This window comes from Kitasatospora sp. NPDC048722, from assembly GCF_040650235.1.
In the GTDB taxonomy this organism is placed as follows: domain Bacteria; phylum Actinomycetota; class Actinomycetes; order Streptomycetales; family Streptomycetaceae; genus Kitasatospora.
This window is the reverse complement of record NZ_JBEZGX010000009.1, coordinates 1-25,924: the sequence shown is the minus strand read 5'-3', so window position 1 is coordinate 25,924 and position 25,924 is coordinate 1. Positions and strand designations below refer to the sequence as shown.

21 protein-coding genes and 3 tRNA genes are annotated in these 25,924 nt (G+C 70.5%); 3 read left to right on the top strand and 21 right to left on the bottom strand.

Going from position 1 to position 25,924, the window contains the following annotated elements:
- Positions 1-76 precede the first annotated feature (76 nt).
- The 13 genes from AB0C76_RS09490 to AB0C76_RS09430 form a co-directional block, all read right to left on the bottom strand.
- Positions 77-3,970: a DNA-directed RNA polymerase subunit beta' gene (locus tag AB0C76_RS09490; protein WP_359962188.1), complete on the bottom strand. Its 3,894-nt coding sequence runs from the start codon at positions 3,968-3,970 to the stop codon at positions 77-79.
- Between the two features lie 99 nt (positions 3,971-4,069).
- Entirely contained in the window at positions 4,070-7,546 is a 3,477-nt protein-coding gene (gene rpoB / locus AB0C76_RS09485; protein ID WP_329930352.1) for a DNA-directed RNA polymerase subunit beta, read from the bottom strand.
- Positions 7,547-8,245: 699 nt separating this feature from the next.
- Positions 8,246-8,629 carry a 50S ribosomal protein L7/L12 gene (gene rplL / locus AB0C76_RS09480; RefSeq protein WP_316523480.1) on the bottom strand — a complete coding sequence of 128 codons (384 nt, stop codon included), beginning with the start codon at positions 8,627-8,629 and terminating at the stop codon, positions 8,246-8,248.
- An 88-nt stretch (positions 8,630-8,717) separates the two neighbouring features.
- Complete coding sequence (gene rplJ / locus AB0C76_RS09475; RefSeq protein ID WP_350503606.1) at positions 8,718-9,281, bottom strand: 50S ribosomal protein L10; 564 nt, start codon at positions 9,279-9,281, stop codon at positions 8,718-8,720.
- Between the two features lie 343 nt (positions 9,282-9,624).
- On the bottom strand, positions 9,625-10,488 hold the full coding sequence (locus AB0C76_RS09470; RefSeq protein WP_359962183.1) for a hypothetical protein: 864 nt from the start codon (positions 10,486-10,488) through the stop codon (positions 9,625-9,627).
- A gap of 73 nt (positions 10,489-10,561) precedes the next feature.
- Positions 10,562-11,506: a hypothetical protein gene (locus AB0C76_RS09465; RefSeq protein ID WP_359962180.1), complete on the bottom strand. Its 945-nt coding sequence runs from the start codon at positions 11,504-11,506 to the stop codon at positions 10,562-10,564.
- A gap of 103 nt (positions 11,507-11,609) precedes the next feature.
- Complete coding sequence (locus AB0C76_RS09460; RefSeq protein WP_359962177.1) at positions 11,610-12,446, bottom strand: hypothetical protein; 837 nt, start codon at positions 12,444-12,446, stop codon at positions 11,610-11,612.
- A 122-nt stretch (positions 12,447-12,568) separates the two neighbouring features.
- Complete coding sequence (locus tag AB0C76_RS09455; RefSeq protein WP_359962174.1) at positions 12,569-13,357, bottom strand: hypothetical protein; 789 nt, start codon at positions 13,355-13,357, stop codon at positions 12,569-12,571.
- Between the two features lie 210 nt (positions 13,358-13,567).
- On the bottom strand, positions 13,568-14,290 hold the full coding sequence (gene rplA, locus AB0C76_RS09450; RefSeq protein WP_030290441.1) for a 50S ribosomal protein L1: 723 nt from the start codon (positions 14,288-14,290) through the stop codon (positions 13,568-13,570).
- 79 nt (positions 14,291-14,369) lie between these two features.
- Positions 14,370-14,804, bottom strand: coding sequence for a 50S ribosomal protein L11 (gene rplK, locus AB0C76_RS09445; RefSeq protein ID WP_359962171.1), 435 nt, complete (start codon positions 14,802-14,804; stop codon positions 14,370-14,372).
- Positions 14,805-14,970: 166 nt separating this feature from the next.
- Complete coding sequence (nusG, locus tag AB0C76_RS09440) at positions 14,971-15,852, bottom strand: transcription termination/antitermination protein NusG (RefSeq protein WP_359962168.1); 882 nt, start codon at positions 15,850-15,852, stop codon at positions 14,971-14,973.
- A 209-nt stretch (positions 15,853-16,061) separates the two neighbouring features.
- Positions 16,062-16,418 (bottom strand): preprotein translocase subunit SecE, encoded by a 357-nt coding sequence (gene secE, locus AB0C76_RS09435; protein WP_359962165.1) that lies wholly within the window; start codon positions 16,416-16,418, stop codon positions 16,062-16,064.
- Between the two features lie 150 nt (positions 16,419-16,568).
- A tRNA-Trp gene (locus tag AB0C76_RS09430) sits at positions 16,569-16,641 on the bottom strand.
- 284 nt (positions 16,642-16,925) lie between these two features.
- Between AB0C76_RS09430 and AB0C76_RS09425 the strand changes: the two genes are divergently transcribed.
- A complete protein-coding gene (locus AB0C76_RS09425; protein WP_359962162.1) occupies positions 16,926-18,173 on the top strand; it encodes a pyridoxal phosphate-dependent aminotransferase in 1,248 nt (415 codons plus the stop codon).
- A 127-nt stretch (positions 18,174-18,300) separates the two neighbouring features.
- Positions 18,301-19,356: an adenosine deaminase gene (locus tag AB0C76_RS09420; protein WP_359962159.1), complete on the top strand. Its 1,056-nt coding sequence runs from the start codon at positions 18,301-18,303 to the stop codon at positions 19,354-19,356.
- Positions 19,357-19,374: 18 nt separating this feature from the next.
- Here AB0C76_RS09420 and AB0C76_RS09415 read toward each other — a convergent pair whose 3' ends face one another.
- From AB0C76_RS09415 to AB0C76_RS09390, 6 genes are all read right to left on the bottom strand, one after another.
- Positions 19,375-20,418 (bottom strand): UDP-N-acetylmuramate dehydrogenase, encoded by a 1,044-nt coding sequence (locus tag AB0C76_RS09415; protein ID WP_359962156.1) that lies wholly within the window; start codon positions 20,416-20,418, stop codon positions 19,375-19,377.
- A 60-nt stretch (positions 20,419-20,478) separates the two neighbouring features.
- Positions 20,479-20,901, bottom strand: coding sequence for a MaoC family dehydratase (locus AB0C76_RS09410; RefSeq protein WP_359962153.1), 423 nt, complete (start codon positions 20,899-20,901; stop codon positions 20,479-20,481).
- 5 nt (positions 20,902-20,906) lie between these two features.
- A complete protein-coding gene (locus AB0C76_RS09405) occupies positions 20,907-21,365 on the bottom strand; it encodes a MaoC family dehydratase N-terminal domain-containing protein (RefSeq protein WP_359962150.1) in 459 nt (152 codons plus the stop codon).
- Positions 21,366-21,497: 132 nt separating this feature from the next.
- Positions 21,498-21,662, bottom strand: a complete 165-nt coding sequence (rpmG, locus tag AB0C76_RS09400; RefSeq protein ID WP_006604855.1) for a 50S ribosomal protein L33 — start codon at positions 21,660-21,662, stop codon at positions 21,498-21,500.
- Positions 21,663-21,745: 83 nt separating this feature from the next.
- Positions 21,746-21,818: transfer RNA gene (locus AB0C76_RS09395), tRNA-Met, on the bottom strand.
- 43 nt (positions 21,819-21,861) lie between these two features.
- Positions 21,862-21,934: transfer RNA gene (locus AB0C76_RS09390), tRNA-Thr, on the bottom strand.
- Between the two features lie 250 nt (positions 21,935-22,184).
- On the opposite strand from AB0C76_RS09390, the gene AB0C76_RS09385 reads away from it, so the two are divergent.
- Positions 22,185-23,456 carry a hydrolase gene (locus tag AB0C76_RS09385; RefSeq protein ID WP_359962147.1) on the top strand — a complete coding sequence of 424 codons (1,272 nt, stop codon included), beginning with the start codon at positions 22,185-22,187 and terminating at the stop codon, positions 23,454-23,456.
- Between the two features lie 233 nt (positions 23,457-23,689).
- On the opposite strand, the gene AB0C76_RS09380 is transcribed toward AB0C76_RS09385, so the two are convergent.
- Positions 23,690-24,364 (bottom strand): response regulator, encoded by a 675-nt coding sequence (locus AB0C76_RS09380; RefSeq protein ID WP_359962144.1) that lies wholly within the window; start codon positions 24,362-24,364, stop codon positions 23,690-23,692.
- A gap of 95 nt (positions 24,365-24,459) precedes the next feature.
- On the bottom strand, positions 24,460-25,924 hold a 1,465-nt coding region (locus tag AB0C76_RS09375; RefSeq protein WP_359962141.1), incomplete at its 5' end, for an ATP-binding protein.

The window sequence follows — 25,924 nt, the reverse complement described above, 5'->3', positions numbered from 1 at the left end:
GGGATCCGGGCCCGGAAACGCCGCAGGGCGGCCACCCCGTGAGGGGTGACCGCCCTGCGGCTCAGTGCTGCTCGACTCAGCCGGTGTACGGGCCGTAGTCGTAGTCGTCCAGCGGAACCGCCTGGCCGGAGCCGGCGCCGAAGGGCGACAGGTCGTAGTCGTCGTAGCCGACGGCCGAGTACATGGCGGCCTTGGCCTCCTCGGTCGGCTCGACCCGGATGTTGCGGTAGCGGGGCAGACCCGTACCGGCCGGGATGAGCTTACCGAGGATGACGTTCTCCTTGAGGCCCAGCAGCGGGTCCGACTTGGCGTGGATCGCCGCGTCGGTGAGGACCCGGGTCGTCTCCTGGAAGGAGGCGGCCGACAGCCAGGACTCGGTGGCCAGCGAGGCCTTGGTGATACCCATCAGCTGCGGACGGCCGGAGGCGGGGTGACCGCCCTCCGAGACCACGCGACGGTTCTCCTGCTCGAAGCGGCCGCGCTCGACGAGCTCGCCCGGGAGCAGCTCGGCGTCGCCCGACTCGATGATCGTCACGCGGCGCAGCATCTGCCGGATGATGATCTCGATGTGCTTGTCGTGGATCGACACGCCCTGCGAGTTGTAGACCTTCTGGACCTCGGCGACCAGGTGGATCTGGACGGCACGCTGGCCCATGATGCGCAGGACGTCGTGCGGGTTGGTGGCACCCATGGTCAGCTTCTGGCCGACCTCGACCGCCTCGCCCTCGCTGACGAGCAGCTTCACGCGCTTGGACACCGGGTACGCGATCTCGTCGGTGCCGTCGTCCGGCGTGATGACGATCTTGCGGGTCTTCTCGGTGTCCTCGATCCGCGCCCGGCCGGTGGCCTCCGAGATCGGGGCCACACCCTTGGGGGTACGGGCCTCGAAGAGCTCGACGACACGCGGCAGACCCTGGGTGATGTCGTCACCGGCCACACCACCGGTGTGGAAGGTACGCATGGTCAGCTGGGTACCGGGCTCACCGATGGACTGGGCGGCGATGATGCCGACCGCCTCACCGATGTCGACCAGCTTGCCGGTGGCCAGCGAACGGCCGTAGCAGAAGGCACAGGTGCCGACGGCCGACTCACAGGTCAGGATCGAGCGGACCTTGACCTCGGCGATGCCGTGGCGGATCAGCTCGTCGATCAGCACGTCACCGAGGTCGGTGTTGGCGGTGGCGAGGAGCTTGCCGTCCACCGTGATGTCCTCGGCGAGCATGCGGGCGTAGACGCTGGTCTCGACGTCGTCGGCCTTGCGCAGCACGCCGTCGGCGCCCACGGAGCCGATCGCCAGCTTCAGGCCGCGCTCGGTGCCGCAGTCCTCCTCGCGAATGATGACGTCCTGGGAGACGTCGACCAGACGACGGGTGAGGTAACCGGAGTCGGCGGTACGGAGGGCGGTGTCGGCCAGACCCTTACGGGCACCGTGGGTGGAGATGAAGTACTCCAGCACGGTGAGACCCTCACGGAACGACGCCTTGATGGGTCGCGGGATGGTCTCGTTCTTGGCGTTCGACACCAGACCACGCATACCGGCGATCTGGCGCATCTGCATCATGTTTCCACGAGCACCCGAGTCGACCATCATGAAGATGGGGTTCGTCTTCGGGAAGTTCGCGGCCATGGCGTCCGCGACCTCGTTGGTCGCCTGGGTCCAGATGCCGACGAGCTCCTGCTTGCGCTCGTCGTTGGTGATCAGACCGCGCTCGTACTGCTTCTGGACCTTCTCCGCCTTGGCCTCGAAGCCCTCCAGGATCTGGGGCTTGCTCGGCGGGACGATGACGTCCGAGATCGAGACGGTGACGCCGGAGCGGGTCGACCAGTGGAAGCCGGCCGACTTCAGGTTGTCCAGGGTCGCCGCGACGACGACCTTGGGGTAGCGCTCCGCCAGGTCGTTGACGATCGCGGAGAGCTGCTTCTTGCCCACCTCGTAGTCGACGAACGGGTAGTCCTCGGGCAGCAGCTCGTTGAAGAGCGCGCGGCCCAGGGTGGTGCCCAGGCGGAAGGGCTCGCCCTCGAACCAGGTCGGCTGGCCGTCCTCGTCCACCGGGGCGGTCCAGCCGCGCGGCGGGACGGTGCCGGCGCCGAGGCGCAGCTCGATCGGGGCCTGGACGTCCAGCTCGCGGGCGTCGAAGGCCATGATCGCCTCGGCGGTCGACGAGAAGGTGCGGCCGGCGCCCTTCACGTTGTCGCGGTCCGAGGTCAGGAAGAACAGACCGAGCACCATGTCCTGGGTCGGCATGGTGACGGGGCGACCGTCGGCCGGCTTCAGGATGTTGTTCGAGGACAGCATCAGGATGCGGGCCTCGGCCTGCGCCTCCGCGGAGAGCGGCAGGTGGACGGCCATCTGGTCACCGTCGAAGTCCGCGTTGAACGCGGTGCAGACGAGCGGGTGGATCTGGATGGCCTTGCCCTCGACCAGCTGCGGCTCGAAGGCCTGGATGCCGAGGCGGTGCAGGGTGGGCGCACGGTTCAGCAGGACCGGGTGCTCGGCGATGACCTCCTCGAGCACGTCCCACACGACCGGGCGGGCGCGCTCGACCATGCGCTTGGCCGACTTGATGTTCTGCGCGTGGTTCAGGTCCACCAGGCGCTTCATCACGAACGGCTTGAAGAGCTCCAGCGCCATGGCCTTCGGCAGACCGCACTGGTGCAGCTTGAGCTGCGGGCCGACGACGATGACCGAACGGGCCGAGTAGTCGACTCGCTTGCCGAGGAGGTTCTGGCGGAAACGACCCTGCTTGCCCTTCAGCATGTCGCTGAGGGACTTCAGCGGGCGGTTGCCCGGGCCGGTGACCGGACGGCCGCGGCGGCCGTTGTCGAACAGCGCGTCGACGGCCTCCTGGAGCATGCGCTTCTCGTTGTTCACGATGATCTCGGGGGCACCGAGGTCGAGCAGGCGCTTCAGGCGGTTGTTGCGGTTGATGACGCGGCGGTACAGGTCGTTCAGGTCGGAGGTCGCGAAGCGGCCACCGTCCAGCTGCACCATCGGACGCAGGTCCGGCGGGATGACCGGGACGCAGTCCAGCACCATGCCGTTGGGCTTGTTGGTGGTCTGCAGGAACGCGGAGACGACCTTCAGGCGCTTGAGCGCACGGGTCTTCTTCTGGCCCTTGCCGGTGCGGATGATCTCGCGCAGGCGCTCGGACTCCTCCGCCAGGTCGAAGGTCTCCAGGCGGTCCTTGAGGGCCGCCGCGCCCATCGAGCCGGAGAAGTAGGTGCCGAAGCGGTCGCGCAGCTCGCGGTAGAGCAGCTCGTCGCCCTCGAGGTCCTGGACCTTGAGGTTCTTGAAGCGGGCCCACACCTCGTCGAGGCGGTCGAGCTCGCGCTGCGCGCGGTCGCGCAGCTGCTTCATCTCGCGCTCGGCGCTCTCGCGCACCTTGCGGCGCACGTCGGCCTTGGCGCCCTCGGCCTCCAGCTCGGCCAGGTCGGTCTCGGCCTTCTTGGCACGGCCTTCGAGGTCGGCGTCGCGGCGGTTCTCGATCTGCTGGCGCTCGACGGAGACGTGCGCCTCCAGCGACGGCAGGTCGCGCTGACGGCGCTCGTCGTCGACCCAGGTGATCATGTAGGCGGCGAAGTAGATGACCTTCTCGAGGTCCTTCGGCGCCAGGTCGAGCAGGTAGCCGAGGCGGGACGGCACACCCTTGAAGTACCAGATGTGGGTGACCGGGGCGGCCAGCTCGATGTGGCCCATCCGCTCGCGGCGCACCTTGGCGCGGGTCACCTCGACGCCGCAGCGCTCGCAGATGATGCCCTTGAAGCGGACGCGCTTGTACTTACCGCAGTAGCACTCCCAGTCCCGGGTGGGGCCGAAGATCTTCTCGCAGAAGAGTCCGTCCTTTTCGGGCTTCAGGGTGCGGTAGTTGATGGTCTCCGGCTTCTTGACCTCGCCGTGCGACCACTGGCGGATGTCGTCGGCGGTGGCCAGGCCGATGCGGAGCTCGTCGAAGAAGTTGACGTCAAGCACTGGTCGTCAAGCCCTCTTTCGTAAGTCGAGAGTCGTTCATGTGGTCTGAGGGGGGCCTGGGGGCGGGCCGGCCCGGTCAGCGGGCCGGCCCAACCTCCGTCAGACCTCTTCGACGCTGCTCGGCTCGCGCCGGGACAGGTCGATGCCGAGCTCCTCGGCGGCGCGGAAGACGTCCTCGTCGGAGTCCCGCATCTCGATGGACTGGCCGTCCGAGGACAGCACCTCCACGTTGAGGCAGAGCGACTGCATTTCCTTGATGAGGACCTTGAAGGACTCGGGAATGCCGGGCTCGGGGATGTTCTCGCCCTTGACGATGGCCTCGTAGACCTTCACGCGGCCGAGCACGTCGTCGGACTTGATGGTGAGCAGCTCCTGCAGCGCGTAGGCCGCGCCGTACGCCTCAAGGGCCCACACCTCCATCTCACCGAAGCGCTGACCACCGAACTGCGCCTTACCACCGAGCGGCTGCTGGGTGATCATCGAGTACGGACCGGTCGAGCGGGCGTGCAGCTTGTCGTCGACCAGGTGGTGCAGCTTGAGGATGTACATGTAGCCGACCGAGACCGGCATCGGGAACGGCTCGCCGGAGCGGCCGTCGAACAGTCGGGCCTTGCCGGTGGAGTTCACCAGGCGCTCGCCGTCACGGGTGAGCGTGGTGTTGTCCAGCAGGCCGGTGATCTCGTCCTCGCGGGCGCCGTCGAAGACCGGGGTGGCGAGGTTGGTGCCGCCCTGGACGGTGTCGGCGCCGATCGCCTGCAGGCGCTGGGCCCACTCGTCGGCGAGGCCGGAGACGTCCCAGCCCTGCTTGGCGAGCCACCCGAGGTGAATCTCCAGGACCTGCCCGGGGTTCATTCGGGACGGGACGCCCAGCGGGTTGAGGATGATGTCGACCGGGGTGCCGTCCTCCAGGAACGGCATGTCCTCGACCGGCAGGATCTTGGAGATGACGCCCTTGTTGCCGTGACGGCCGGCGAGCTTGTCACCGTTGGTGATCTTGCGCTTCTGGGCCACGTAGACGCGGACCAGCTGGTTGACGCCCGGGGGCAGCTCGTCGCCCTCTTCGCGGTCGAAGACGCGGACGCCGATGACCTTGCCGGACTCACCGTGCGGGACCTTCAGCGAGGTGTCACGGACCTCACGGGCCTTCTCACCGAAGATCGCGCGGAGCAGGCGCTCCTCCGGGGTCAGCTCGGTCTCGCCCTTCGGGGTGACCTTGCCGACCAGGATGTCGCCGGTGACCACGTCGGCGCCGATGCGGATGATGCCGCGCTCGTCGAGGTCGGCGAGGACCTCCTCGGAGACGTTCGGGATGTCCCGGGTGATCTCCTCGGGGCCGAGCTTGGTGTCACGGGCGTCGACCTCGTGCTCCTCGATGTGGATCGAGGAGAGGACGTCGTCCTGCACGAGGCGCTGCGACAGGATGATCGCGTCCTCGTAGTTGTGACCCTCCCACGACATGAACGCCACGAGCAGGTTCTTGCCGAGGGCCATCTCGCCCTCGTCGGTGCACGGGCCGTCGGCCAGGACCTGGCCGGTCTCGACCCGGGCGCCCTCGTCCACGAGCACCTTCTGGTTGAAGGCGGTGCCCTGGTTCGAGCGGGTGAACTTGGCGGCGCGGTACGTGGTGTAGGTGCCGTCGTCGTTCGCCACGGTGACGTAGTCGGCCGAGACCTCCTGGACGACACCGGCCTTCTCGGCGGTGATGACGTCGGCGGCGTCGACGGCGCAGCGGTACTCCATGCCGGTGCCGACCAGCGGGGCCTCGCTCTTCAGCAGCGGCACCGCCTGGCGCATCATGTTCGAGCCCATGAGCGCGCGGTTGGCGTCGTCGTGCTCGAGGAACGGGATCATGGCGGTCGCGACCGACACCATCTGGCGCGGCGAGACGTCCATGTAGTCGATCTCGGAGCCCGGGATGTAGTCGATCTCGCCACCACGGCGGCGGACCAGGACGCGCGGCTCGGCGAAGTGCAGGTCCGCGGTCAGCGGGGCGTTCGCCTGGGCGATGACGTAGCGGTCCTCCTCGTCGGCGGTGAGGTAGTCCACCTGCTCGGTGACGACACCGTCGACGACCTTGCGGTACGGGGTCTCGATGAAGCCGAACGCGTTGACCCGGCCGTACGAGGCCAGCGACCCGATCAGACCGATGTTCGGGCCTTCGGGGGTCTCGATCGGACACATGCGGCCGTAGTGCGAGGGGTGCACGTCACGGACCTCGAAGCCGGCGCGCTCACGGGAGAGACCACCGGGGCCGAGGGCGGACAGACGGCGCTTGTGGGTCAGGCCCGACAGCGGGTTCGTCTGGTCCATGAACTGCGACAGCTGGCTGGTGCCGAAGAACTCCTTGATGGAGGCGACGACCGGCCGGATGTTGATCAGGGTCTGCGGCGTGATCGCCTCGACGTCCTGGGTGGTCATGCGCTCGCGCACGACGCGCTCCATGCGGGCCAGACCCGTACGGACCTGGTTCTGGATGAGCTCGCCGACGTTGCGCAGGCGGCGGTTGCCGAAGTGGTCGATGTCGTCGACCTCGACCACGATGTCGCGGCCGGTCTCGTCGTTCCACTCGGTCTCGCCGGCGTGCAGCTTCACCAGGTACTTGATCGCACCGATGATGTCGGGCTCGGTGAGCACGCCGGAGTCCAGCGACTCGGCGTTGCCCAGCTTCCGGTTCACCTTGTAGCGGCCGACCTTCGCGAGGTCGTAGCGCTTCGGGTTGAAGTACAGGTTCTCCAGCAGCGTCTGCGCGGCCTCGCGCGTCGGCGGCTCGCCCGGACGCAGCTTGCGGTAGATGTCCAGCAGCGCGTCGTCCTGGCCCTGGGTGTGGTCCTTCTCCAGGGTGTTGCGCATGGACTCGTACTCGCCGAACTCCTCGAGAATCATCTCGTTGGTCCAGCCGAGCGCCTTGAGCAGCACGGTGACGGACTGCTTGCGCTTGCGGTCGATGCGAACGCCGACCATGTCGCGCTTGTCGATCTCCATCTCCAGCCAGGCACCACGCGAGGGGATGACCTTGCAGGAGTAGATGTCCTTGTCGGAGACCTTGTCCAGGGTGGAGTCGAAGTACACACCCGGGGAACGGACCAGCTGCGACACGACGACACGCTCGGTGCCGTTGATCACGAACGTGCCCTTGTGGGTCATGAGCGGGAAGTCGCCCATGAAGACCGTCTGAGACTTGATCTCACCGGTCTCGTTGTTGGTGAACTCGGCCGTGACGAAGAGCGGGGCCGCGTACGTGAAGTCACGGTCCTTGCACTCGTCAATCGAGTTCTTCGGCGGCTCGAAACGGTGGTCGCGGAAGGTCAGGGACATCGACCCGCTGAAGTCCTCGATCGGGGAGATCTCCTCGAAGATCTCCTCCAGACCGGACTTGGTGGGGACGTCCTGACCGTTCTCCAGCGCCGCCTCGACCCGGGACTTCCAGGCCGCATTGCCGAGCAGCCAGTCAAAGCTCTCGGTCTGCAGGGCCAGGAGGTTGGGGACCTCGAGGGGCTCCTTGATCTTCGCGAAGGAGACGCGGAGCGGGGCGGTGGATGCGGCGGAATTGTTCGAGGCGTTGCGCGGCGCGGCCAAGAGGGGGGTCCTTCCGAGGGCTCGGAGCTCACTACGCGCGTACCAGCCGGGCCTGCTTGGGCTTGGTCCCGCCTCCCTCGCCACTGGCCTCCGCCGGGGCCGAAGTCCCAGGTCAGAGCCGCTTTGCGGAGGTGGTGCCAGACCCCTTCAGGGCAACGCAAACTCCGGGCGACGAGTCACGGAGCAGCTAACAGGCAGCGCAAAGGGACAGTGTAGCCAAAGGGCACACTGCTGTCCAGCTCTGATTCGGAAACCGAATCGGAGACTCCTCCCGGTAGCCGGCGGGCGCGGGCGCTCACCGGTACTGCTCTGGGCACTGCACCGGCCCGGACCGAGCCGGGCCGCTCACCTCACGTGGAGTCACTTCCCGCCGGAGCCGCTGGTTATGCATCCAGCCGCAAACCAACCGGGGGGACTCGCGCCTCGAGAATCGCGCGCCACGCCAGGTTCGTCAAGGGCCCCGCCTCCGGCGCGGACCTCGCCCTGTCTATCGATCGGAACCCCTCCGGCGTTACAGAAGCCGTGGTGGGGGCTACTCCCGATGACGGTGATCACCATACCTCCCGGCACCGACAGTGCCGAGTGAGCGATGGGCCACACCGGTGGTCCCGGCCGGCGGCCGGGAACGCGAAAAGGCCGGGCCGACCACCCGCAAGGGTGATCGGCCCGGCCCGGAGCCCCCTCAGAGGGGGCCCGAGATCACTTGACGGTGACCTTGGCGCCGGCACCCTCGAGGGCGGCCTTGGCCTTCTCGGCAACGTCCTTGGCAACCTTCTCCAGGACCTTGGCACCAGCGGTGTCAACGAGGTCCTTGGCCTCCTTCAGGCCGAGGGAGGTCAGGGTGCGCACCTCCTTGATGACCTGGATCTTCTTGTCGCCAGCGGCCTCGAGGATGACGTCGAACTCGTCCTGCTCCTCGACGGCCTCAGCGGCGGCACCGGGGACACCGGCGGCGGCAACGGCGACCGGGGCGGCGGCGGTGACGTCGAACTTCTCCTCGAAGGCCTTCACGAAGGCAGCGAGCTCGATGAGGGTGAGCTCCTCGAACTGCGCGAGCAGCTCGTCCTGGGACAGCTTCGCCATGATGGCGTCCTTCCACTAAATCGGCAGGTGGTGCCGTATGTACGGGTTGGGCGGGCACGGGCCCGCAGCGAGGCGTGAGCCTGCCGAATTACTCGGCGGCGGCGTCCTCGGCGGCGGGAGCCGGCGTACCGGCACCGCCCTGCTCGACCTTGTCGCGCAGCGCGTCCACAGTGCGGACGAGCTTCGACGGCAGGGCCTGGAAGAGCGCGGCAGCCTGGGACTGCTTGGCCTTCAGGGCACCCGCCAGCTTGGCGAGCAGCACCTCGCGGGACTCGAGGTCCGCGAGCTTCTTGATCTCATCGGCGGACAGCGCCTTGCCGTCAAGGACACCGCCCTTGATGATGAGAGCGGGGTTCTCCTTGGCGAAGTCACGCAGAGCCTTCGCCGACTCCACCGGGTCACCGGTGACGAAGGCGACAGCCGTCGGACCGTTGAACAGGTCGTCCAGCTCGGAGATCCCGGCCTCATTGGCCGCGATCTTGGTCAGCGTGTTCTTCACCACGGCGTACTCGGCGTTGTCGCCGAGCGAGCGACGCAGGGTCTTGACCTGCTTCACCGAGAGACCGCGGTACTCGGTCAGCAGCGCCGCGGAGGAGCCACGGAACTTGTCCGTGATCTCGGCAACGGCAGCAGCCTTGTCGGGCCTGGCCATAGGCTTACGCCTCCTTCCGTGATGTCGAAGTCCGGCCGACCGCGAAAGTCGACCATTCACACCTCGAACCGACCGGACGGAAGGAAAGCTCTTGCGGAAAATGCAATGAGCCCCGGTGCGCAGGCGCACGGGGCTCGGAACGACCTCGACGGGCATTCGCGCGAACGCGGACCCGGAAGTCGAAGCTCCAGACACACCTGCGCGGGCTGCCTGCGCACTGGGCGCAGATCCTTCGGTCACCGGCTCCCTGACGGGCGCGTGGCGACAACCAGCGGTCTTTGGCTTCGGCAACAGTAACCGGACTCCGCCGTCCGGGGCAAATCGTCCCCGGGACGCCGGAAGCTCAGCGGGCCAGCGGGGACACGGTGCGCGTTCCGGTGTCCACGGCGTCGGTCTCGGCGGGGGCCTGGACGGAGAGCAGGGCACCGGCGAGGTCGGCGTAGAGCACCGAGTCGTCCGCCCGGCCGGAGTCCCCGGTCCCGGTGCGCTGCAGCTTGACCAGCTGGTCCTTGTCGTTCAGCCACAGGTCCAGGGTCAGCGACAGCGAGCCGCCGGGGGCGAGCGCCGCCCGCAGCCCGTCCCGGCGGGACTGGCTCAGCTGGGTCTGGGCGGCCGCGTACTTCTCCGCGGTCGTCGTCACCTGGTAGTGCTCGACGGTCGAGTCCTCGAACTTCTCCTCGGCGACGAACCGCGGCTCCACGCCGTCCGACGTCGCGGCGGTCAGCGCCTCGACCGGGTTCAACAGGTCGATCAGCCCCGCGTACGGGACCTCCTTGTGACCGTCCGGGCCCGGCGGCGTGGAGAAGCGCTCCCAGTGCTTGCCGCCCTGCCGGGCCGCCGTGGCCGCGTCGCCGCCCTGGTAGGCGACGGTGTCCACGACGATCAGCTGCTCGGCGTCGGCCGGGGTGGACCGCTTGACCTGCAGCGCCGTCTTGGGCTGCCAGAACAGCGGCCCGGCGCCGGCATCGGCCCCCAGCCGGTAGCTGACCTTGGCCCGGCGGGCGGTCTGCATGGCCAGCTCGGCGGAGAGCAGGACGCCGTGCGGCGAGCGGTCGGTCGGCTTGGCCGGCCCGGTCGGGGAGGCGCTGGTCGGGGTCGGGCTGCCGGTGGGCGTCGGCCCGGCGTCGCCGCCACCGCCGCACGCGCTCAGCCCGCTCGCCAGCAGCACGACGACCGCCACGGCCGTCAGCCGCCGCCGTCCCGCCATCGCCTTCCCCTTCCGCCGGGTCGCCGCACGCGGCGGCCTCGCTGTTCCGGCCACCATGCCACCCGGGACCGGGTCAGCCGGCGGCGCCCCCCTTGTCCATCGCCGCCAGCTCGGACGGCTCCACCGTGTCGGCGGGGTCCGGAGCAGGGGCGATCACCGGGGTGCCGTAGTCCGAGTATGTGACGGTGACCTTGAACGCGCCGTTCTTGGTCTCGCCCTGCTCGGTGCGCTTGACCACCAGCTGGTCGGCGTCCACCCAGACGTCGATCTGCTCGGTGCTGATGCCGGCCGTGGCCAGGTTCTTCTTGGTCTGCTCCAGCTGCTCCGCCGTGAGGCCGTTGCCCGGGGCGCTCGCGATGTCCGCCGCGGTGAGCTGACCGGTGTAGTGGGTGGCCGGCTTGCCGTTCACCGTCTCCCGGCCGGCCTCGGTGACCTTGCCGGAGGCGATCAGGGTGCGCACGCCCTGGACCGGGTCGGCGTTCTGGAGCTGGTCGGCCGTCCCCCCGGAGGCCTTCGCCATGGCCGCCTTGTCGTAGTGCAGCCAGTGCCGCCCGCCCATGGCACCGGCGGCCTGACCGCCCAGGCGCAGGTACATCGCGTCCTTGGTGTAGCGGTACGGGGCCGACTGGCCGCCGGTGAGGGGCGCCAGGAGCTTGCCGAGCGGGGAGCCCGACATGTCCATCGTGACGTCGCCCTGGAGCCCGTCGACCCAGGAGATCGCGCCCTGCCCGGTCATCTTGGTGGTGGCGATCGAGATCTCTTCGGTGATCTTCGCGCTCTGCGCCGCACCGGTCCTGCGGGTGACCTGCTCCAGGAAGGCCGCCGGGGTCAGCTTCTCGGGCGCCGGGGCCGACGAGGCGGGGGCGCCGGCGGTCGGGGCGGCGGCCGTCGGGGCGGCGGCCGTCGGGGCCGCGGGCGCGGCGTCCTTCTTGGTGTCGTTGTCGTCGTTGCACGCGGTCGCGGTCAGCGCCAGTGCGGCGACGACGACGGCGAGTGCGGCCTTGCGGGTTCCGGCCATGGTTCCCCCCCTTTGAGGAGCCCCGGGCGCGCGACGCGTCCGGGGCTGCAGCCAGTCGTGGTCCGGGGAGCCCGATGGGCTCCCCGTGCGGTGGTCGGGCGGCTCAGCCGAGCAGCTTGAGGATGTCGGCCGGGTTGCCGAGGTCCGCCGCGGCGGGCTCCGCGATCTTCGCCGCGCTGCCGAGGCCCGTGTACTTGACGGTGACGGCGTCGTGCTCGCCGTTCTTGTCGCCGAACTCCTGGAGCTGGACGAGCTGCTGCTTGGCGTCGAGCCAGAGGTCGACGGTGATGGTCTTGCCGTCCTGCTCCAGCGACTTCTGGACGGCCTGGCGCTGCTCCGGGCTGAGCCCCGTCATGCCGGCCACCATGGTGGAGGCGTCCTCCACCGAGCGGATGTGGGTGGCCTGGGTGCCTTCGACGGCCTCCTGGCCGACCTTGGTCGGCTTGTTCGCCGCGGCCAGGGTCAGCTGGACGACCGGGTTGAGCATCTGGGTCATCAGCAGGAGGCCGTCGCCCATCTCGTTGCCGGCCGGCATCTTCACCCAGTGCTTGCCGCCGAGCGCCGCGGCCTCGGCGTCCCCTCCGCCGAGGTAGACGTCGGTCCCGACCACCCGGATGCGCAGCTTCTTGGTGTCCATCTCGCCGGTGAGGTCCACGGACGTCTTGCCCGGGTCCTTCCAGTCGGCGTCGCCGCTGCCGCCGGTGTGGGTGGAGCCGTCCGGGGCGACCATGGTGACCTTGCCGTTGCCGGCCTTCTGCATCACCAGCGCGGAGGCGGCCAGCGCGGCCTTCGGGTCCCCGGCCAGGGCCCCGGCGACGGCGTCGCCCGCGGCCTTGGTGTCACCGCCCTTGGTGTCGGCCGCGCTCTTGGCGCTGCTGCCGCAGGCGGTCACGCCCCCCACCAGCACGGCGGCCGTGACAACGACCGAAGCGAGACGCACAGCACGCATGGGAGTCCCCCCGTAAGATCCGAATGATCCGCTGAAGAGCCGATTTTCGGCTCCCGCTCAGGCGGACTCTAACGGATCGCCAGAACCGGCACGCGGGGATGCCCGCGCGCCCGTCACCCTGTCGGGGCGGGCGTTCCCTCTCCCTCCCCGGGGGCGGAGACGTCCGTCGTGGTCACCACGGTTCCGCCGCTCCCCCTGGCCGTCTCGCGCAACCGCAGCAGCCGACCGCCCGGCCCGACCCACACGTCGAACCCGATCGTGGTGACCCCGAGTCCGCGGTAGTAGGCGAGCACCCCGGCGAGCCGCTCGGCCGAGAAGTCCTTGTCCGCACCGAAGTAGTCGGCCACCGGCGCCGCGCCCTGGTAGTGCGCGACCGTCGTCCCGGCCAGCTGCTCGGCACCGAGCGAACCGAGCGCCCCGGCCTGGACCATCGTGTACGCCGTGCTGCCCGGGGTGCTGATCAGCCAGCTCGTCCAGCCGCCCGCGTACCCGCCGGGCGAGGCGCCCGCGCGGGGGTCCAGCGACTCGGCGCCCGCACGGTCCGCGTGCTTGGCCGCGCCGCCCTGGTAGACGAGGTCGAACTCGCCGTCGCGGCCGGTCAGCCGCCCCGTGCCCAGCTCGTCGGTGACGCTCAGGTCGGTCTCGTCCCGGTCGCCCCAGACCAGCGTGCCGCTCGCGGTGCGACGGCCGGCCGGGCCCTCCGTCACGACGTCGATCCGGGCCCCGCCGGCGTCGTCGAGCGCCTGGGCCGCCGCGAGCACCACCTGCCTGGGCGGCACCGCCGCCGCGACGTTGCCGGGGGTGCGGGCTTCCGGGACGGCCAGCAGGCTGCACCCGGTGGTGCCCCCGAGCAGGAGCAGGACGGCCCCGAGGGCGGCGAGGCGTTGGGCGGACGGCAGCACGGCACGCTCCGACGGTCGACACGAGTCGGTCACATGATCCGACCGGCCGAGCGTACGACGCGCCCAGCAACGCAACGACGGCGGGCCCGTACTCCCGGCGTGGGGAGTACGGGCCCGCCGTAACGGACTGCTCTGGAGCGCTGTGGCTCAGACCGCGGCACCGGCCATGGGCCGGGATCCGCCGCTTCGCTCGCTCGCGCTCGCTCGGCGTCAGACCGCGGCCGGGTCCTCTTCGACGAGGAGGTTGCGGGTGCGGTTCGGGTCCACCTGGATGCCGGGGCCCATGGTGGTCGAGAACGCGGTCTTCTTGATGTAGCGGCCCTTGGCGGCGGACGGCTTGGCGCGGAGCACCTCGTCCAGCGCGGCGGCGTAGTTCTCGACCAGCTGCTCGTCGGTGAAGGAGGCCTTACCGATGATGAAGTGCAGGTTCGAGTGCTTGTCGACGCGGAACTCGATCTTGCCGCCCTTGATGTCGTTGACAGCCTTGGCGACGTCCGGGGTCACGGTGCCGGTCTTCGGGTTCGGCATCAGGCCACGGGGGCCGAGCACGCGGCCCAGGCGGCCGACCTTGCCCATGAGGTCCGGGGTGGCGACGACGGCGTCGAAGTCCAGCTTGCCCTTCGCGACCTCGTCGATGAGCTCGTCGGCACCGACGATGTCGGCACCCGCAGCACGCGCGGCCTCGGCACGCTCGCCGGTCGCGAAGACCAGGACCCGAGCGGTCTTACCGGTGCCGTGCGGGAGGATCACGGTGCTGCGGACCATCTGGTCGGCCTTGCGCGGGTCGACGCCCAGACGCATGGCGACCTCGACGGTGCCGTCGAACTTGGTGGTGCTGGTCGCCTTGGCGAGGCGGACGGCCTCGAGGGGGGCGTAAAGGCGCTCGCGGTCGACCTTGGCGTCCGCGGCCTTCAGAGCCTTGCTGCGCTTCACTGCTGCTCCTGAATGGTGATTGGAGTTGTGGTATTCAACGGACCTGCGCAGGCCCTACCACAGGGGACGAGAAGGGAGATCAGCCCTCGACGGTGATGCCCATCGACCGGGCGGTGCCGGCGATGATCTTCTCCGCCGCGTCCAGGTCGTTGGCGTTGAGGTCGGGCATCTTCGTCGTGGCGATCTCGCGGACCTGGGCGCTGGTGAGCTTGGCGACCTTGGTCTTGTGCGGCTCGCTGGAGCCCTTCTCGATACCGGCGGCCTTCAGGATGAGGCGCGCGGCCGGCGGCGTCTTCGTGATGAAGGTGAAGGTGCGGTCCTCGTAGACCGTGATCTCCACCGGCACGATCATGCCGCGCTGCGACTCGGTCGCAGCGTTGTAGGCCTTGCAGAACTCCATGATGTTGACGCCGTGCTGGCCCAGCGCGGGGCCGACCGGCGGAGCCGGGTTGGCCGCGCCGGCGTTGATCTGGAGCTTGATAAGCCCCGTGACCTTCTTCTTCTTGGGAGGCATGTCTCTCCGGGTCCTTCCGAGAGGTGATTGCTGGTGCGTGCGGAACCGGGGCGACACCCGGTCGCCAGCACACACATCGGACCAGGCTAACGCGTCCGCGCCGCTGGACCAAAACGGATCCGGGGCGGGGCCCGACGGCCCCGCCCCGGATCCGAAGACCGTACGACTAGTTCTTCTGGATCTGGTCGAAGGACAGCTCGACCGGGGTCTCCCGGCCGAAGATCTCGACCAGGCCCTTGACCTTCTTCGAGTCGGGGTTGATCTCGTTGATGGTCGCCTGGAGGGTCGCGAACGGGCCGTCGGTGACGGTGACCGAGTCGCCGACCTCGAAGTCCAGGACCTGGATCTCGCTCGGCTTGACCGGCGAGGGCTTGCCGGCCTCCTTGGCCGCCTGGCGCTCGACGTCCGGGGCGAGCATCTTGACGACCTCGTCCAGGGTCAGCGGGTACGGGTCGTAGGCGTTGCCCACGAAGCCGGTGACACCGGGGGTGTTGCGCACGACGCCCCAGGACTCGGGGGTGAGGTCCATGCGCACCAGGACGTAGCCGGGGAGCTTGTTCTGGCGGATGGTCTTGCGGTCGCCGTTCTTGATCTGGACGACCTCCTCCTGCGGCACCTCGGCCTGGAAGATGTACTCCTCGACGTTCAGCGAGACGGCGCGCTGCTCCAGGTTCTGCTTCACCCGGTTCTCGTAGCCGGCGTAGGTGTGGATCACGTACCACTCGCCGGGCATGAAGCGCAGGTCCTCGCGGAACTTGGCGACCGGGTCGACCTCGACGGCCTCCTCGACCTCGGCGGCCTCCTCCTCGGCCTCCTCGGCCTCGGCGGCGGGCTCCTCGACGGTCTCCACGTGCAGCGCGGCCTCCTCGGCGGGCTCGCCGGCCTCGGCCTCGTCGAACGCCTCGACCTCGTCCTCGTCGCCGTCCACGGCGTCCACGATCTGCTCGGCGGACTCTGCGTCGTCAGCCAGCTCGGCCGCGTCCAGCTCGGCGGCGACATCCGCCTCGCGGACGGTCTCGTCGGCGTCGTACAGGGGGGACTCAGACACGGTGGCTGCTTCTTTCCTGGAGATGGTGAAGGTGGCGCGCTCCGCTACGCCCGCCCGCGCGCCCCGCTCGCGCGGGCGCCAGGTGGATGTCCGGAGACTTCAACAGTACCGAGTCAACGGTAGCGGCCGTGTACGTGCGGCGCAGACAGCTCGACCCGGGCCGAAGGATCGGCCCGGGTCGGGAAGCTTTTCGAAGGCGGTCGGCTCGGTCAGCCGAAGACCAGCAGGCTGAGCTTGGAGAAGCCGTAGTCCAGACCGGCCACCAGGGCCATCATGACCACGACGAAGGTGACCACGACGGTGGTGTAGCTGGTGAGCTCGCCGCGGGTGGGCCAGACGACCTTGCGCAGCTCGGCGATGATCTGGCGGTAGAACAGGCCGATCCTGGCGAACAGGCCCTTCTTGGCCCGCTTGCCGGACTTGTCGCCCGAACGCTTGGCGCGCTTGCGGTCGCGGCGCGAGAGCGCCTTCTCCTCGCCCTCGGCGGGCGCGTTCTCGGCAGCGCCGTCGGCACCCTCGGGGTTGCCGCTCTCAGGCGTTGCGGTGGAGCCCGTGGTCTCCGTCACTCGTCCTCACCTGAATCCGGGTCCTGCCGAGCATCACCTGCGTACCCGGTCGGGCACGTGCTAGCCGGCTAAAGCGGTGCTGATCGGTGCCCTCTCCGCATCAAGCCCGCTCGCTCTGCGGAGCGAACGGGCTGAATGCGGGTCAAGCAGCAGGGCAAGAGGGACTTGAACCCCCAACCGCCGGTTTTGGAGACCGGTGCTCTACCAATTGAGCTATTGCCCTACGGTGCCTCGCGGCTCCGGTAGCGACCAACCTACCGCATCTCCCGCCGCTGTCTGCACATGCGGTGAAAGCTCCGGTCGTTTTCGGTGGCCGTCGAGCAGTGAGTGTACGTGGTCCGGGGCTGTTTGGTCGAACCTCTTCTCGCCGGAGCACCGGTTGCCCGGCTTATGTCCGGCATGCCCGCATGATCACCGTCCGATCATCGGCGGCCGCGATTCGGACGGGCCCGTACGGATGGTGAAACCACGCTGCCCGGTCCGTCCCGGTTCTGCGACGATGCAGGCATGAGCGCTTCCACCCCGCAGCCCGACCCCTCCATCCGCCCCGCCGACCGCCGGGTCTCCGCCCGGATCGGCGCGATCGCCGAGTCCGCGACCCTCGCCGTGGACGCCAAGGCCAAGGCCCTCAAGGCGGCCGGCCGTCCGGTGATCGGCTTCGGCGCCGGCGAGCCCGACTTCCCCACCCCGGACTACATCGTCGAGGCGGCCGTCGAGGCCTGCCGCGACCCGAAGAACCACCGCTACACCCCGGCCGGCGGCCTGCCCGAGCTGAAGGACGCGATCGTCGCCAAGACCCTGCGCGACTCGGGCTACGCGGTGGACGCCTCGCAGGTGCTCGTGACCAACGGCGGCAAGCAGGCGATCTACGAGGCGTTCGCGGCGATCCTCGACCCGGGCGACGAGGTCATCATCCCGGCCCCGTACTGGACCACCTACCCGGAGTCGGTCCAGCTCGCCGGCGGCGTCCCGGTGGAGGTCGTCTCCGACGAGACCACGGGCTACAAGGTCTCGGTCGAGCAGCTGGAGGCCGCCCGCACCGAGAACACCAAGGTGGTGCTCTTCGTCTCGCCGTCCAACCCGACCGGCGCGGTGTACACCCGGGCCGAGGCCGAGGAGATCGGCCGCTGGGCGCTGGAGCACGGCCTGTGGGTGCTCACCGACGAGATCTACGAGCACCTCGTCTACGGCGACGCGACCTTCACCTCGCTGCCGGCCCTGCTGCCCGGCCTGGCCGACAAGTGCATCGTCGTCAACGGCGTCGCCAAGACCTACGCGATGACCGGCTGGCGGGTGGGCTGGGTGATCGGCCCGAAGGACGTCATCAAGGCCGCGACCAACCTGCAGTCGCACGCCACCTCGAACGTCTCCAACGTCGCCCAGCGGGCCGCGATCGCCGCCGTCAGCGGCGACCTCTCGGCCGTGCACGAGATGCGCACCGCGTTCGACCGCCGCCGCAAGACCATCGTGAAGATGCTCAACGAGATCGAGGGCGTCGTCTGCCCCGAGCCCGAGGGCGCGTTCTACGCCTACCCGTCCGTCAAGGGCCTGCTGGGCAAGGAGATCCGCGGCAAGCGCCCGCAGACCTCCGGCGAGCTGGCGAGCCTGATCCTGGACGAGGTCGAGGTCGCCGCCGTCCCGGGCGAGGCCTTCGGCACCCCCGGCTACCTGCGCTTCTCCTACGCGCTCGGCGACGCCGACCTGGTCGAGGGCATCAGCCGGATCCAGCAGCTGCTCGGCGAGGCCCGCGACTGACGCCCGGTCGACGGCCGTCGTCGACCCGACGCGCCGGATTCACCGGCGGACCGCCCTCCTTTCACCCCATCGGGGGATGCGGGGAGGGCGGTTCCCGTTCGGGGGCCCGATAGGGCAGTATCGGCAAATGGAACGCCTGTTGAATCCGCGAGACGTCAGGGGCCTCCCGAAGGCCCACCTGCACCTGCACTTCACCGGCTCGATGCGTCCGGCCACCCTGCTGGAACTGGCCGACAAGCACGGCGTCCGGCTGCCGGAGGCGCTCAGTTCCGGCGAGCCGCCCAAGCTGCGGGCGACCGACGAACGCGGCTGGTTCCGCTTCCAGCGCCTCTACGACACCGCGCGCTCGGTGCTCCGGGACGAGGCCGACATCCGCCGGCTGGTCCTGGAGACCGCGCAGGACGAACTGCGGGACGGCTCCCGCTGGCTGGAGATCCAGGTCGACCCGACCTCGTACGCCCCCCGGCTGGGCGGACTGATCCCCGCGCTGGAACTCATCCTCGACGCCGTCGAACAGGCCGCCGCGGCCACCGGCGTGGGCATCCGGGTCCTGGTCGCGGCGAACCGGATGAAGTCGCCCATGGACGCCCGGACGCTGGCCCGGCTCGCCGTCCGCTACGCCGACCACGGCGTGGTCGGCTTCGGCCTCTCCAACGACGAGCGCCGCGGCCTCGCCCGGGACTTCGACCGGGCCTTCGCGATCGCCCGCCGGGGCGGGCTGCTGGCCGCCCCGCACGGCGGCGAGCTGTCCGGCCCGGAGTCCGTCCGGGACTGCCTGGACGACCTGGGCGCGGGCCGGATCGGCCACGGCGTGCGGGCGGCCGAGGACCCCCGGCTGATGGAGCGGCTGGCCGCCCGGCAGGTCACCTGCGAGGTCTGCCCGTCGTCCAACGTCTCGCTGGGCGTCTACGAGCACCCGGACGAGGTGCCGCTGCGGAAGCTGTTCGACGCCGGGGTGCCGCTCGCGCTCGGCGCGGACGACCCGCTGCTGTTCGGCACCCGGCTGGCCGCCCAGTACGACCTGGCCCGTGACGCGCTGGGCTTCACCGACGCCGAACTCGCCGAGCTGGCCCGCCAGTCCGTCCGCGGCTCGTGCGCGCCGGAGGCCGTCCGCAAGGAGCTCCTGGCGGACATCGACGCCTGGCTGGCCGACGGGCACGGCCCCGCGGGCGCGACGCCCTGAGGCGCCGGGGCCACGGCTCTAGAGCTGCACGCCCACCATCACCGGCTCGTTGACGAGCTCCACCCCGAAGGCCGCCCGCACGCCGTCCCGGATCTCCCGGGCGAGTGCGAGCAGGTCCTCGGCGGTGGCGGAGCCGCGGTTGGTCAGGGCCAGCGTGTGCTTGGTGGAGAGCGTGGCCGGACCGCTGCCGTAGCCCTTGCCGAAGCCCGCCTTGTCGATCAGCCACGCGGCCGAGGTCTTGGTGCAGCCCTCCGGCGCCGGGTAGGCGGGGGCGTTCTCGGTGCCCGGGCGGGTGCGGAAGGACTCGTACTGCGCAGCCGTGAGCACCGGATTGGTGAAGAAGGAGCCGGCCGACCAGGTGTCGTGGTCCGCCGGGTCCAGCACCATGCCCTTGCCCGCGCGCAGCCCGAGCACCGCGTCGTGGGCCTTCACCAGCGGCACCCGCTCGCCCTGCTCGACGCCGAAGTGCTTCGCCACCTCGGCGTACTTGACCGGGCTGGAGAGACCGTCGTGGTCCGCGAGGGCGAAACGCACCCGCAGCACGACGTAGCGGTGCGGCTCCGCCTTGAAGCGACTGTGCCGGTAGGAGAACCCGCACGCCTCGTTCGCCAGCGTGACGACCTCGTCGGCGGTGCGGTCGTACGCGACGACCTCGGTGATCGTCTGCGCGACCTCCTGGCCGTACGCGCCGACGTTCTGCACCGGTGTGGCACCGGCCGAGCCGGGGATGCCGGCCAGGAACTCGATGCCCGCCAGGCCGTGGTCGAGGACGGTCCGTTCGACCGCCGCCGACCAGACCTCGCCGGCCGCCAGCTCCAGGACCGTCCCGTCCAGCGCGAAGCCGGTGGTGGCGATCCGCAGCACCGTGCCGGGGAAGCCGGCGTCGCCGATCACCAGGTTCGAGCCGCCGCCGATCACCAGCAGCGGCTCGCCCGCCGCGTCGGCCTCGCGGACGGCGGCGACGACCTCGTCGTCGGTGTGCGCGGTGACCAGCCTGCGGGCCGGCCCGCCGAGCCGGAGCGTGGTCAGCGGGGCAAGGGGGGCGTCGTTTTCTACCAGCACGCCCCCCAGCGTACGGGTGGAAGGAACGCCACCCGGCACCCCTTCCACCCGGTACGGGTTCTAGCCGAGGCGGACGACGGCCCGGGACATGCCGAGGACCTTCTGGCCGCCGAAGGTGGCGACGAGGTCGACCTGGACCTTGCGGTCGTCGAGGAGCTTGGCGACCTTGCCGGAGACCTCGATCACGGAGCCGACGCCGTCGTTCGGGACGGGCACCGGGCGGGTGAAGCGGACGCCGTACTCGACCACGGCCGCCGGGTCGCCCACCCAGTCGGTGACCACCCGGATCGCCTCGGCCATGGTGAACATGCCGTGGGCGATGACGTCGGGCAGGCCGACCTCCAGGGCGAACTTCTCGTTCCAGTGGATCGGGTTGAAGTCGCCGGAGGCACCCGCGTAGCGCACCAGGGTGTCGCGCGTCACGGGGAAGGACTGCGCCGGCAGCTCGGTGCCGACCTCGACCTCGTCGTAGCTGATCGCCATCGGGCTCACTCCCCCGCCTCGTCGGCGGCCCGGGCCACCAGGGTCATGACCGACGTCACCACGTGCTCGCCGGTCGCGTCCGTCACCTCGCCGCGGACGGTGAGCACGTCGTTGCCCGCCAGCGACTTGATGTTGTCGATGGTCACGTCGACCGACAGCCGGTCGCCGGCCCGCACCGGGCGGGTGTAGGCGAACTTCTGGTCGCCGTGCACCACCCGGGTGAAGTCCAGGCCGAGCTCCGGGTCCTCGACCACCTGGGCCGCGGCCCGGTAGGTGATCAGGAACGGGAACGTCGGCGGGGCGATCACGTCGGGGTGGCCGAGCGCCTTGGCAGCCTCGGGGTCGGTGTAGGCCGGGTTGTGGTCACCGACGGCGACGGCGAACTCACGGATCTTCTCGCGACCGACCTCGTAGGGCTCGGTCGGCGGATAGGTCCGCCCGATGAAGGAGGGATCGAGCGCCATGGCGGCAACTCCTCGAGGACGCGGTGGATACGAAGCGGTGGGTACGAAAAAACTCCGGGCCGCAACCCAGTGAGGGATGCGGCCCGGAGTATGAGACCTGGATTCACACAGGCCCGATGCCCTGCGAGAGGGTCAGCGGGTCTCGCGGTGCGCGGTGTGCGAGTTGCAGCGGGGGCAGTGCTTCTTCATCTCAAGACGGTCCGGGTCGTTACGCCGGTTCTTCTTGGTGATGTAGTTCCGCTCCTTGCACTCCACGCAGGCCAGCGTGATCTTCGGGCGGACGTCGGTGGCAGCCACGGGAGTGCCTTCCTTGGACAACGAATAAGAACACAACAAGAGTAGCCGACCGGGAGTGCGATCTCCCGACCGACTACGCGGGGTAGCGGTGACCGGACTTGAACCGGTGACACAGCGATTATGAGCCGCTTGCTCTACCAACTGAGCTACACCGCCACGGTGATCCGCAGCACAGCCGAAGCTGACTGCTTTTCACCAGAGCCCCCATGCGGAATCGAACCGCAGACCTTCTCCTTACCATGGAGACGCTCTACCGACTGAGCTATAGGGGCGAACGAGGAAGAGATTACACGTTCCGCGCCCAGAGGTGAAATCCGTATCCGGCCGTGAAGACCGCAGGTGGGCGAGGTGCACGGACGAGCGATCCAAGGCACCGCGTTCGAGCGGCCTGCGAGCCGCGCGGCCCGAGCCGATACGACTATTGCCCGCCTCCCAGCAGCCCGCCCCCCGGCCCCATAGGCTCGACCCTCATTGATCGGGACGGCCTGCCACCCGACGGGCCAGCGCGAGAAGGAGCCGGCGATGGACAGCGCAGCCGCCGACGGGCCGCACCAGGGGCCCGGCCCGGCGGCCAACCCGCTCGGGCACGGCCCGGTCCTCCTGCTCACCGGCGCCCGGCTGGCCGACGGGCGGGTGGTGGACGTCCGGATCAGCGGCGACCGGATCCAGGCCGTCGGCACCGTGGGCAGCCTCGGCCCGCTGCCCGCCATGCCCGGCACGCCCACCGTCACCACCGGCGCCAAGATCGACCTCACGGGCTACCTGCTGCTTCCCGCGCCCGTCGAGGCGCACGCCCACTACGACGTCGCCTTCTCGGCCGCGCTGCCCACCCCGCCGCCCGAGACGCCCGCCGACCTCACCCGGCGGGTCACCGAGGCCGCACTCACCTCGCTCGGCTACGGCGCCACCGCCCAGCGCACCCACGTCCGGATCGGCGACGTGCACGGGCTGGGCCGGCTGGAGGCGGTGCTCACCGCCCGGCAGGCGCTGCGCGGGCTGGCCGAGCTCCAGGCGGTGGCGATGCCCCGGCTGCTGACCGGCCGGGCCGGGGCGGACGGCCGGGCGCAGCTGCGCGACGCGCTCAAGCTGGGTGCCACCGCGGCCGGCGGTTGTCCGGAGCTGGACCCGGACCCGGCCGGGTACGTACAGGTGCTGCTGGAGGCCGCCCGCGAGGCGGACTGCCCGGTGGACCTCCACACCACCGCCGCCGATCCGGCCCAACTCGCCCGCCTGGTCAGCGCGTTGGCTCCGTTGCAGCCGCGCGTGACGCTCGGCCCGTGCGGGTCGCTGGCCCGCGGCGCGGCGACGGTGCTGGCCACCGCCGGGGTACGGGTGGTGTGCCTGCCGCAGAACGGCGGCTGCTCCGGCCTCGAAGGCCCTCCGACGGGCCTGCGGCCGGGCCTGCTCAGGGAGTTGACGGAGGCCCGGGTCGAGCTGTCGGCGGGCAGCGGCACGCTGCGGGACCAGTCGAACCCGGTCGGCCGGGCGGATCCGCTGGAGGCCGCGTACCTGCTGGCGGCGAGCGGGGCGCTGGGCCCGGAGGAGGCGTACGACGCGGTGGCGAACCGGGCCCGGACGGCGCTCGGGCTGCCGCCGGTCCGGGTGGACGCCGGGTTCCCGGCGGAGCTCCTGGCGGTGCGCGGCGACAGCCTGGCCGGGGCGCTCGCCGGCGGGCACAGCCGGCTGGTGGTGCACAGCGGGCGGGTGGTCAGCCGGACCAGCGCCGTACGGGAGTTCGCGGACACCGTGGCGCTGGCGCTGCCGCGGCAGTCGGGGAGCAGCGGCGGGGGCTGAGCCCGTCGGGAACAGGCGTAGGGGCGCGCAATGGACAGTTGCGCGCCCCTCCCCCACCTGCTGGCCGCCTTGCGGCGGCGGGAGCGGGCCCCTGCCTCCCCCACATTGGAGCCGGCGCCCGCTCGGACAGCACTGACGCTACGCCCGCGCACGACCGCTCCCGACCGGCCTTGACGCCCTCCTGTCGGTGAACCGGCGCCTCTTGACGGGCCTTTGACGGCGGAGCCGTCCCGTCAGGGCTCGTACCGGTACCCGATGCCCGGTTCGGTGATCAGGTGCCGCGGCCGGGCCGGGTCCCGCTCCAGTTTGCGGCGCAGCCCGGCCAGGTAGACCCGCAGGTAATTGCCGCGCTCCTCCTGGGCCGGCCCCCACACCTCGCGCAGGATCTGCCGTCCGGGCACGAGCCGGCCCGGGTTGGCGAGCAGCAGGGCGAGGATGCGCCACTCCGTCGGGGTGAGCCGCACCGGGCCGGACGGGCCGGTGACCGTGGTGGCGGCGAGGTCCACGGTGTGGTCGCCGATGACCGGCCGGAGCAGCGGGAGGCCGCCTAAGGGCCGGCGCAGCACCGCGCGGAGCCGGGCGAGCAACTCCTCCATCTGGAAGGGCTTGGTGAGGTAGTCGTCGGCGCCGGCGTCGAGGGCGCCCACCTTGTCGGCGGCGCCGGAGCGGCCGGACAGCACGATGATCGGCATCGCGCTGTGGCTGCGCAGGCCGCGCAGGACGTCCATGCCGTCGACGTCCGGCAGGCCGAGGTCGAGCAGGACGGCGTCCGGGCTGGTGCGGGCGGCGCGGTCGAGCGCCTCACCGCCGCTGGCGGCCGTCCGGACGGCGTAGTGCCGGGCGCTGAGGTTGATCCTCAGCGTGCGCAGCAGAGCCGGTTCGTCGTCGACGATCAGGATCTCACTCATGCGGCCACCTCGACCCGCTCGGCGGTCGCTTCGCGGAACACGCACCTCTCGATGCTTCTCCCCCGGTCTCCGGCCGGGGGACCCCCGTGCTGCGCTCATTCATTTCCGGGCTCCTCCCGAGTGGCTGCTGAGGGCAGGGTGAGCAGCATCGTGGTGCCGCCCCCGGGGGTGTCCTCGACCTCCAGGCTGCCGCCCATGGCTTCGGCGAGGCCGCGCGAGAGGGCGAGGCCGAGGCCGACGCCGGTCGTGTTGTCGGTGTCGCCGAGGCGCTGGAACGGCAGGAAGACCCGGTCCCGGTCCTCGGGGGCGATGCCGGGGCCGCGGTCGATCACCCTGATCTCGACCTGGTCCGCGTGGTGGCTGGCGGTGACCAGGACGGGCGCACCGGGCGCGTTGTGGCGCAGCGCGTTGGTGATCACGTTGGCGAGGACGCGCTCCAGCAGCGGGGGGTCGGCGAGCACCGGCGGGGCGGTGTCGAGGTCGAGCGGCTGGACCGGCGCGTACGGGTCGGGGAGGCTGTCCAGCGCCCGCGGCAGGATCTCGTCGAGGTGGATATCGGAGAGGTGCAGGGTGAGGGCGCCGGCCTGGAGGCGGCTCATGTCGAGCAGGTTGTCGACCAGGCGGGTGAGCTTGACCAGCGACTCGTCGGCGGTGGCGAGGAGTTCGGCCTGGTCCTCGGGCGAGAACTCGACGTCGGGGCTGCGCAGCGAGCCGACCGAGGCGAGCGCGGCGGCCAGCGGGGTGCGCAGGTCGTGGCTGACGGCGGCGAGCAGGGCGGTGCGCATCCGGTCGGCGGCCTTGATCGGCTCGACCTCCGCGGCGACGACGGCCAGCCGGTCGCGCTCCAGCGCGGCGCCGACGTGGGCGGCGAAGGCGGTCAGGACGCGTTGGTCGGCGGCGGGCAGTCGGCGGCCGGTGAGCACCAGGACGGCGTCGGTGCCGACCGGCACCTCGGTGGTCTCCCCGCCCGGCTCGCCCGGGTGTTCGGCCTCGGAGTGGGCCAGCACCTCGCCGCCGGTGCGGGAGAGCAGGGCGACGGCGTCCATGCCGAAGGCCGTCCGGGACTTCTCCAGCAGCGCGGGCAGCGCGTCGGCGCCGCGCAGCACGCTGCCCGCCAGGGTGGAGAGGGTCTCGGCCTCGGCGGTGGCGCGGGCGGCCCGGCTGGTGAGCCGGCCGGCGTGGTCGACGACGGTGGAGACGGCCAGCGCGACGGCGGCGAAGACCACCAGGGCGACGATGTTGTTCGTCTCGGTGATGGTCAGGGTGTGGACGGGCGGGATGAAGAAGTAGTTGAGCAGCACCGAGGCGATGACGGCGGCCAGCAGCGCTGAGGTGGCGCCGCCGAGCAGGGCGACGACGACGACGCCGAGCTGGAAGATCAGCGCGTCGGTGGTGAGGTTCACGCTGTGGTGCGCCTGGGAGAGGATCCCGGTCAGGATCCACGGCACCACGAAGCCGGCCGCGTAGCCGGCGATGGTGCGGCGCTTGGAGTGGCGCCGGCCGAGCGAGGGCAGCTTGCCGCGGCCGGTGAACTCGTGGGTGACCATGTGGACGTCGATG

Coding starts and splice junctions, on each gene's coding strand:
- rplL (WP_316523480.1), bottom strand. CDS start 8,629: ATGGCGAAGCTGTCCCAGGACGAGCTGCTCGCGCAGTTCGAGGAGCTC.
- rplJ (WP_350503606.1), bottom strand. CDS start 9,281: ATGGCCAGGCCCGACAAGGCTGCTGCCGTTGCCGAGATCACGGACAAG.
- AB0C76_RS09420 (WP_359962159.1), top strand. CDS start 18,301: ATGGAACGCCTGTTGAATCCGCGAGACGTCAGGGGCCTCCCGAAGGCC.
- AB0C76_RS09385 (WP_359962147.1), top strand. CDS start 22,185: ATGGACAGCGCAGCCGCCGACGGGCCGCACCAGGGGCCCGGCCCGGCG.
- rplK (WP_359962171.1), bottom strand. CDS start 14,804: ATGCCTCCCAAGAAGAAGAAGGTCACGGGGCTTATCAAGCTCCAGATC.
- AB0C76_RS09465 (WP_359962180.1), bottom strand. CDS start 11,506: ATGGCCGGAACCCGCAAGGCCGCACTCGCCGTCGTCGTCGCCGCACTG.
- AB0C76_RS09405 (WP_359962150.1), bottom strand. CDS start 21,365: ATGGCGCTCGATCCCTCCTTCATCGGGCGGACCTATCCGCCGACCGAG.
- AB0C76_RS09410 (WP_359962153.1), bottom strand. CDS start 20,901: ATGGCGATCAGCTACGACGAGGTCGAGGTCGGCACCGAGCTGCCGGCG.
- AB0C76_RS09380 (WP_359962144.1), bottom strand. CDS start 24,364: ATGAGTGAGATCCTGATCGTCGACGACGAACCGGCTCTGCTGCGCACG.
- AB0C76_RS09470 (WP_359962183.1), bottom strand. CDS start 10,488: ATGGCGGGACGGCGGCGGCTGACGGCCGTGGCGGTCGTCGTGCTGCTG.
- AB0C76_RS09425 (WP_359962162.1), top strand. CDS start 16,926: ATGAGCGCTTCCACCCCGCAGCCCGACCCCTCCATCCGCCCCGCCGAC.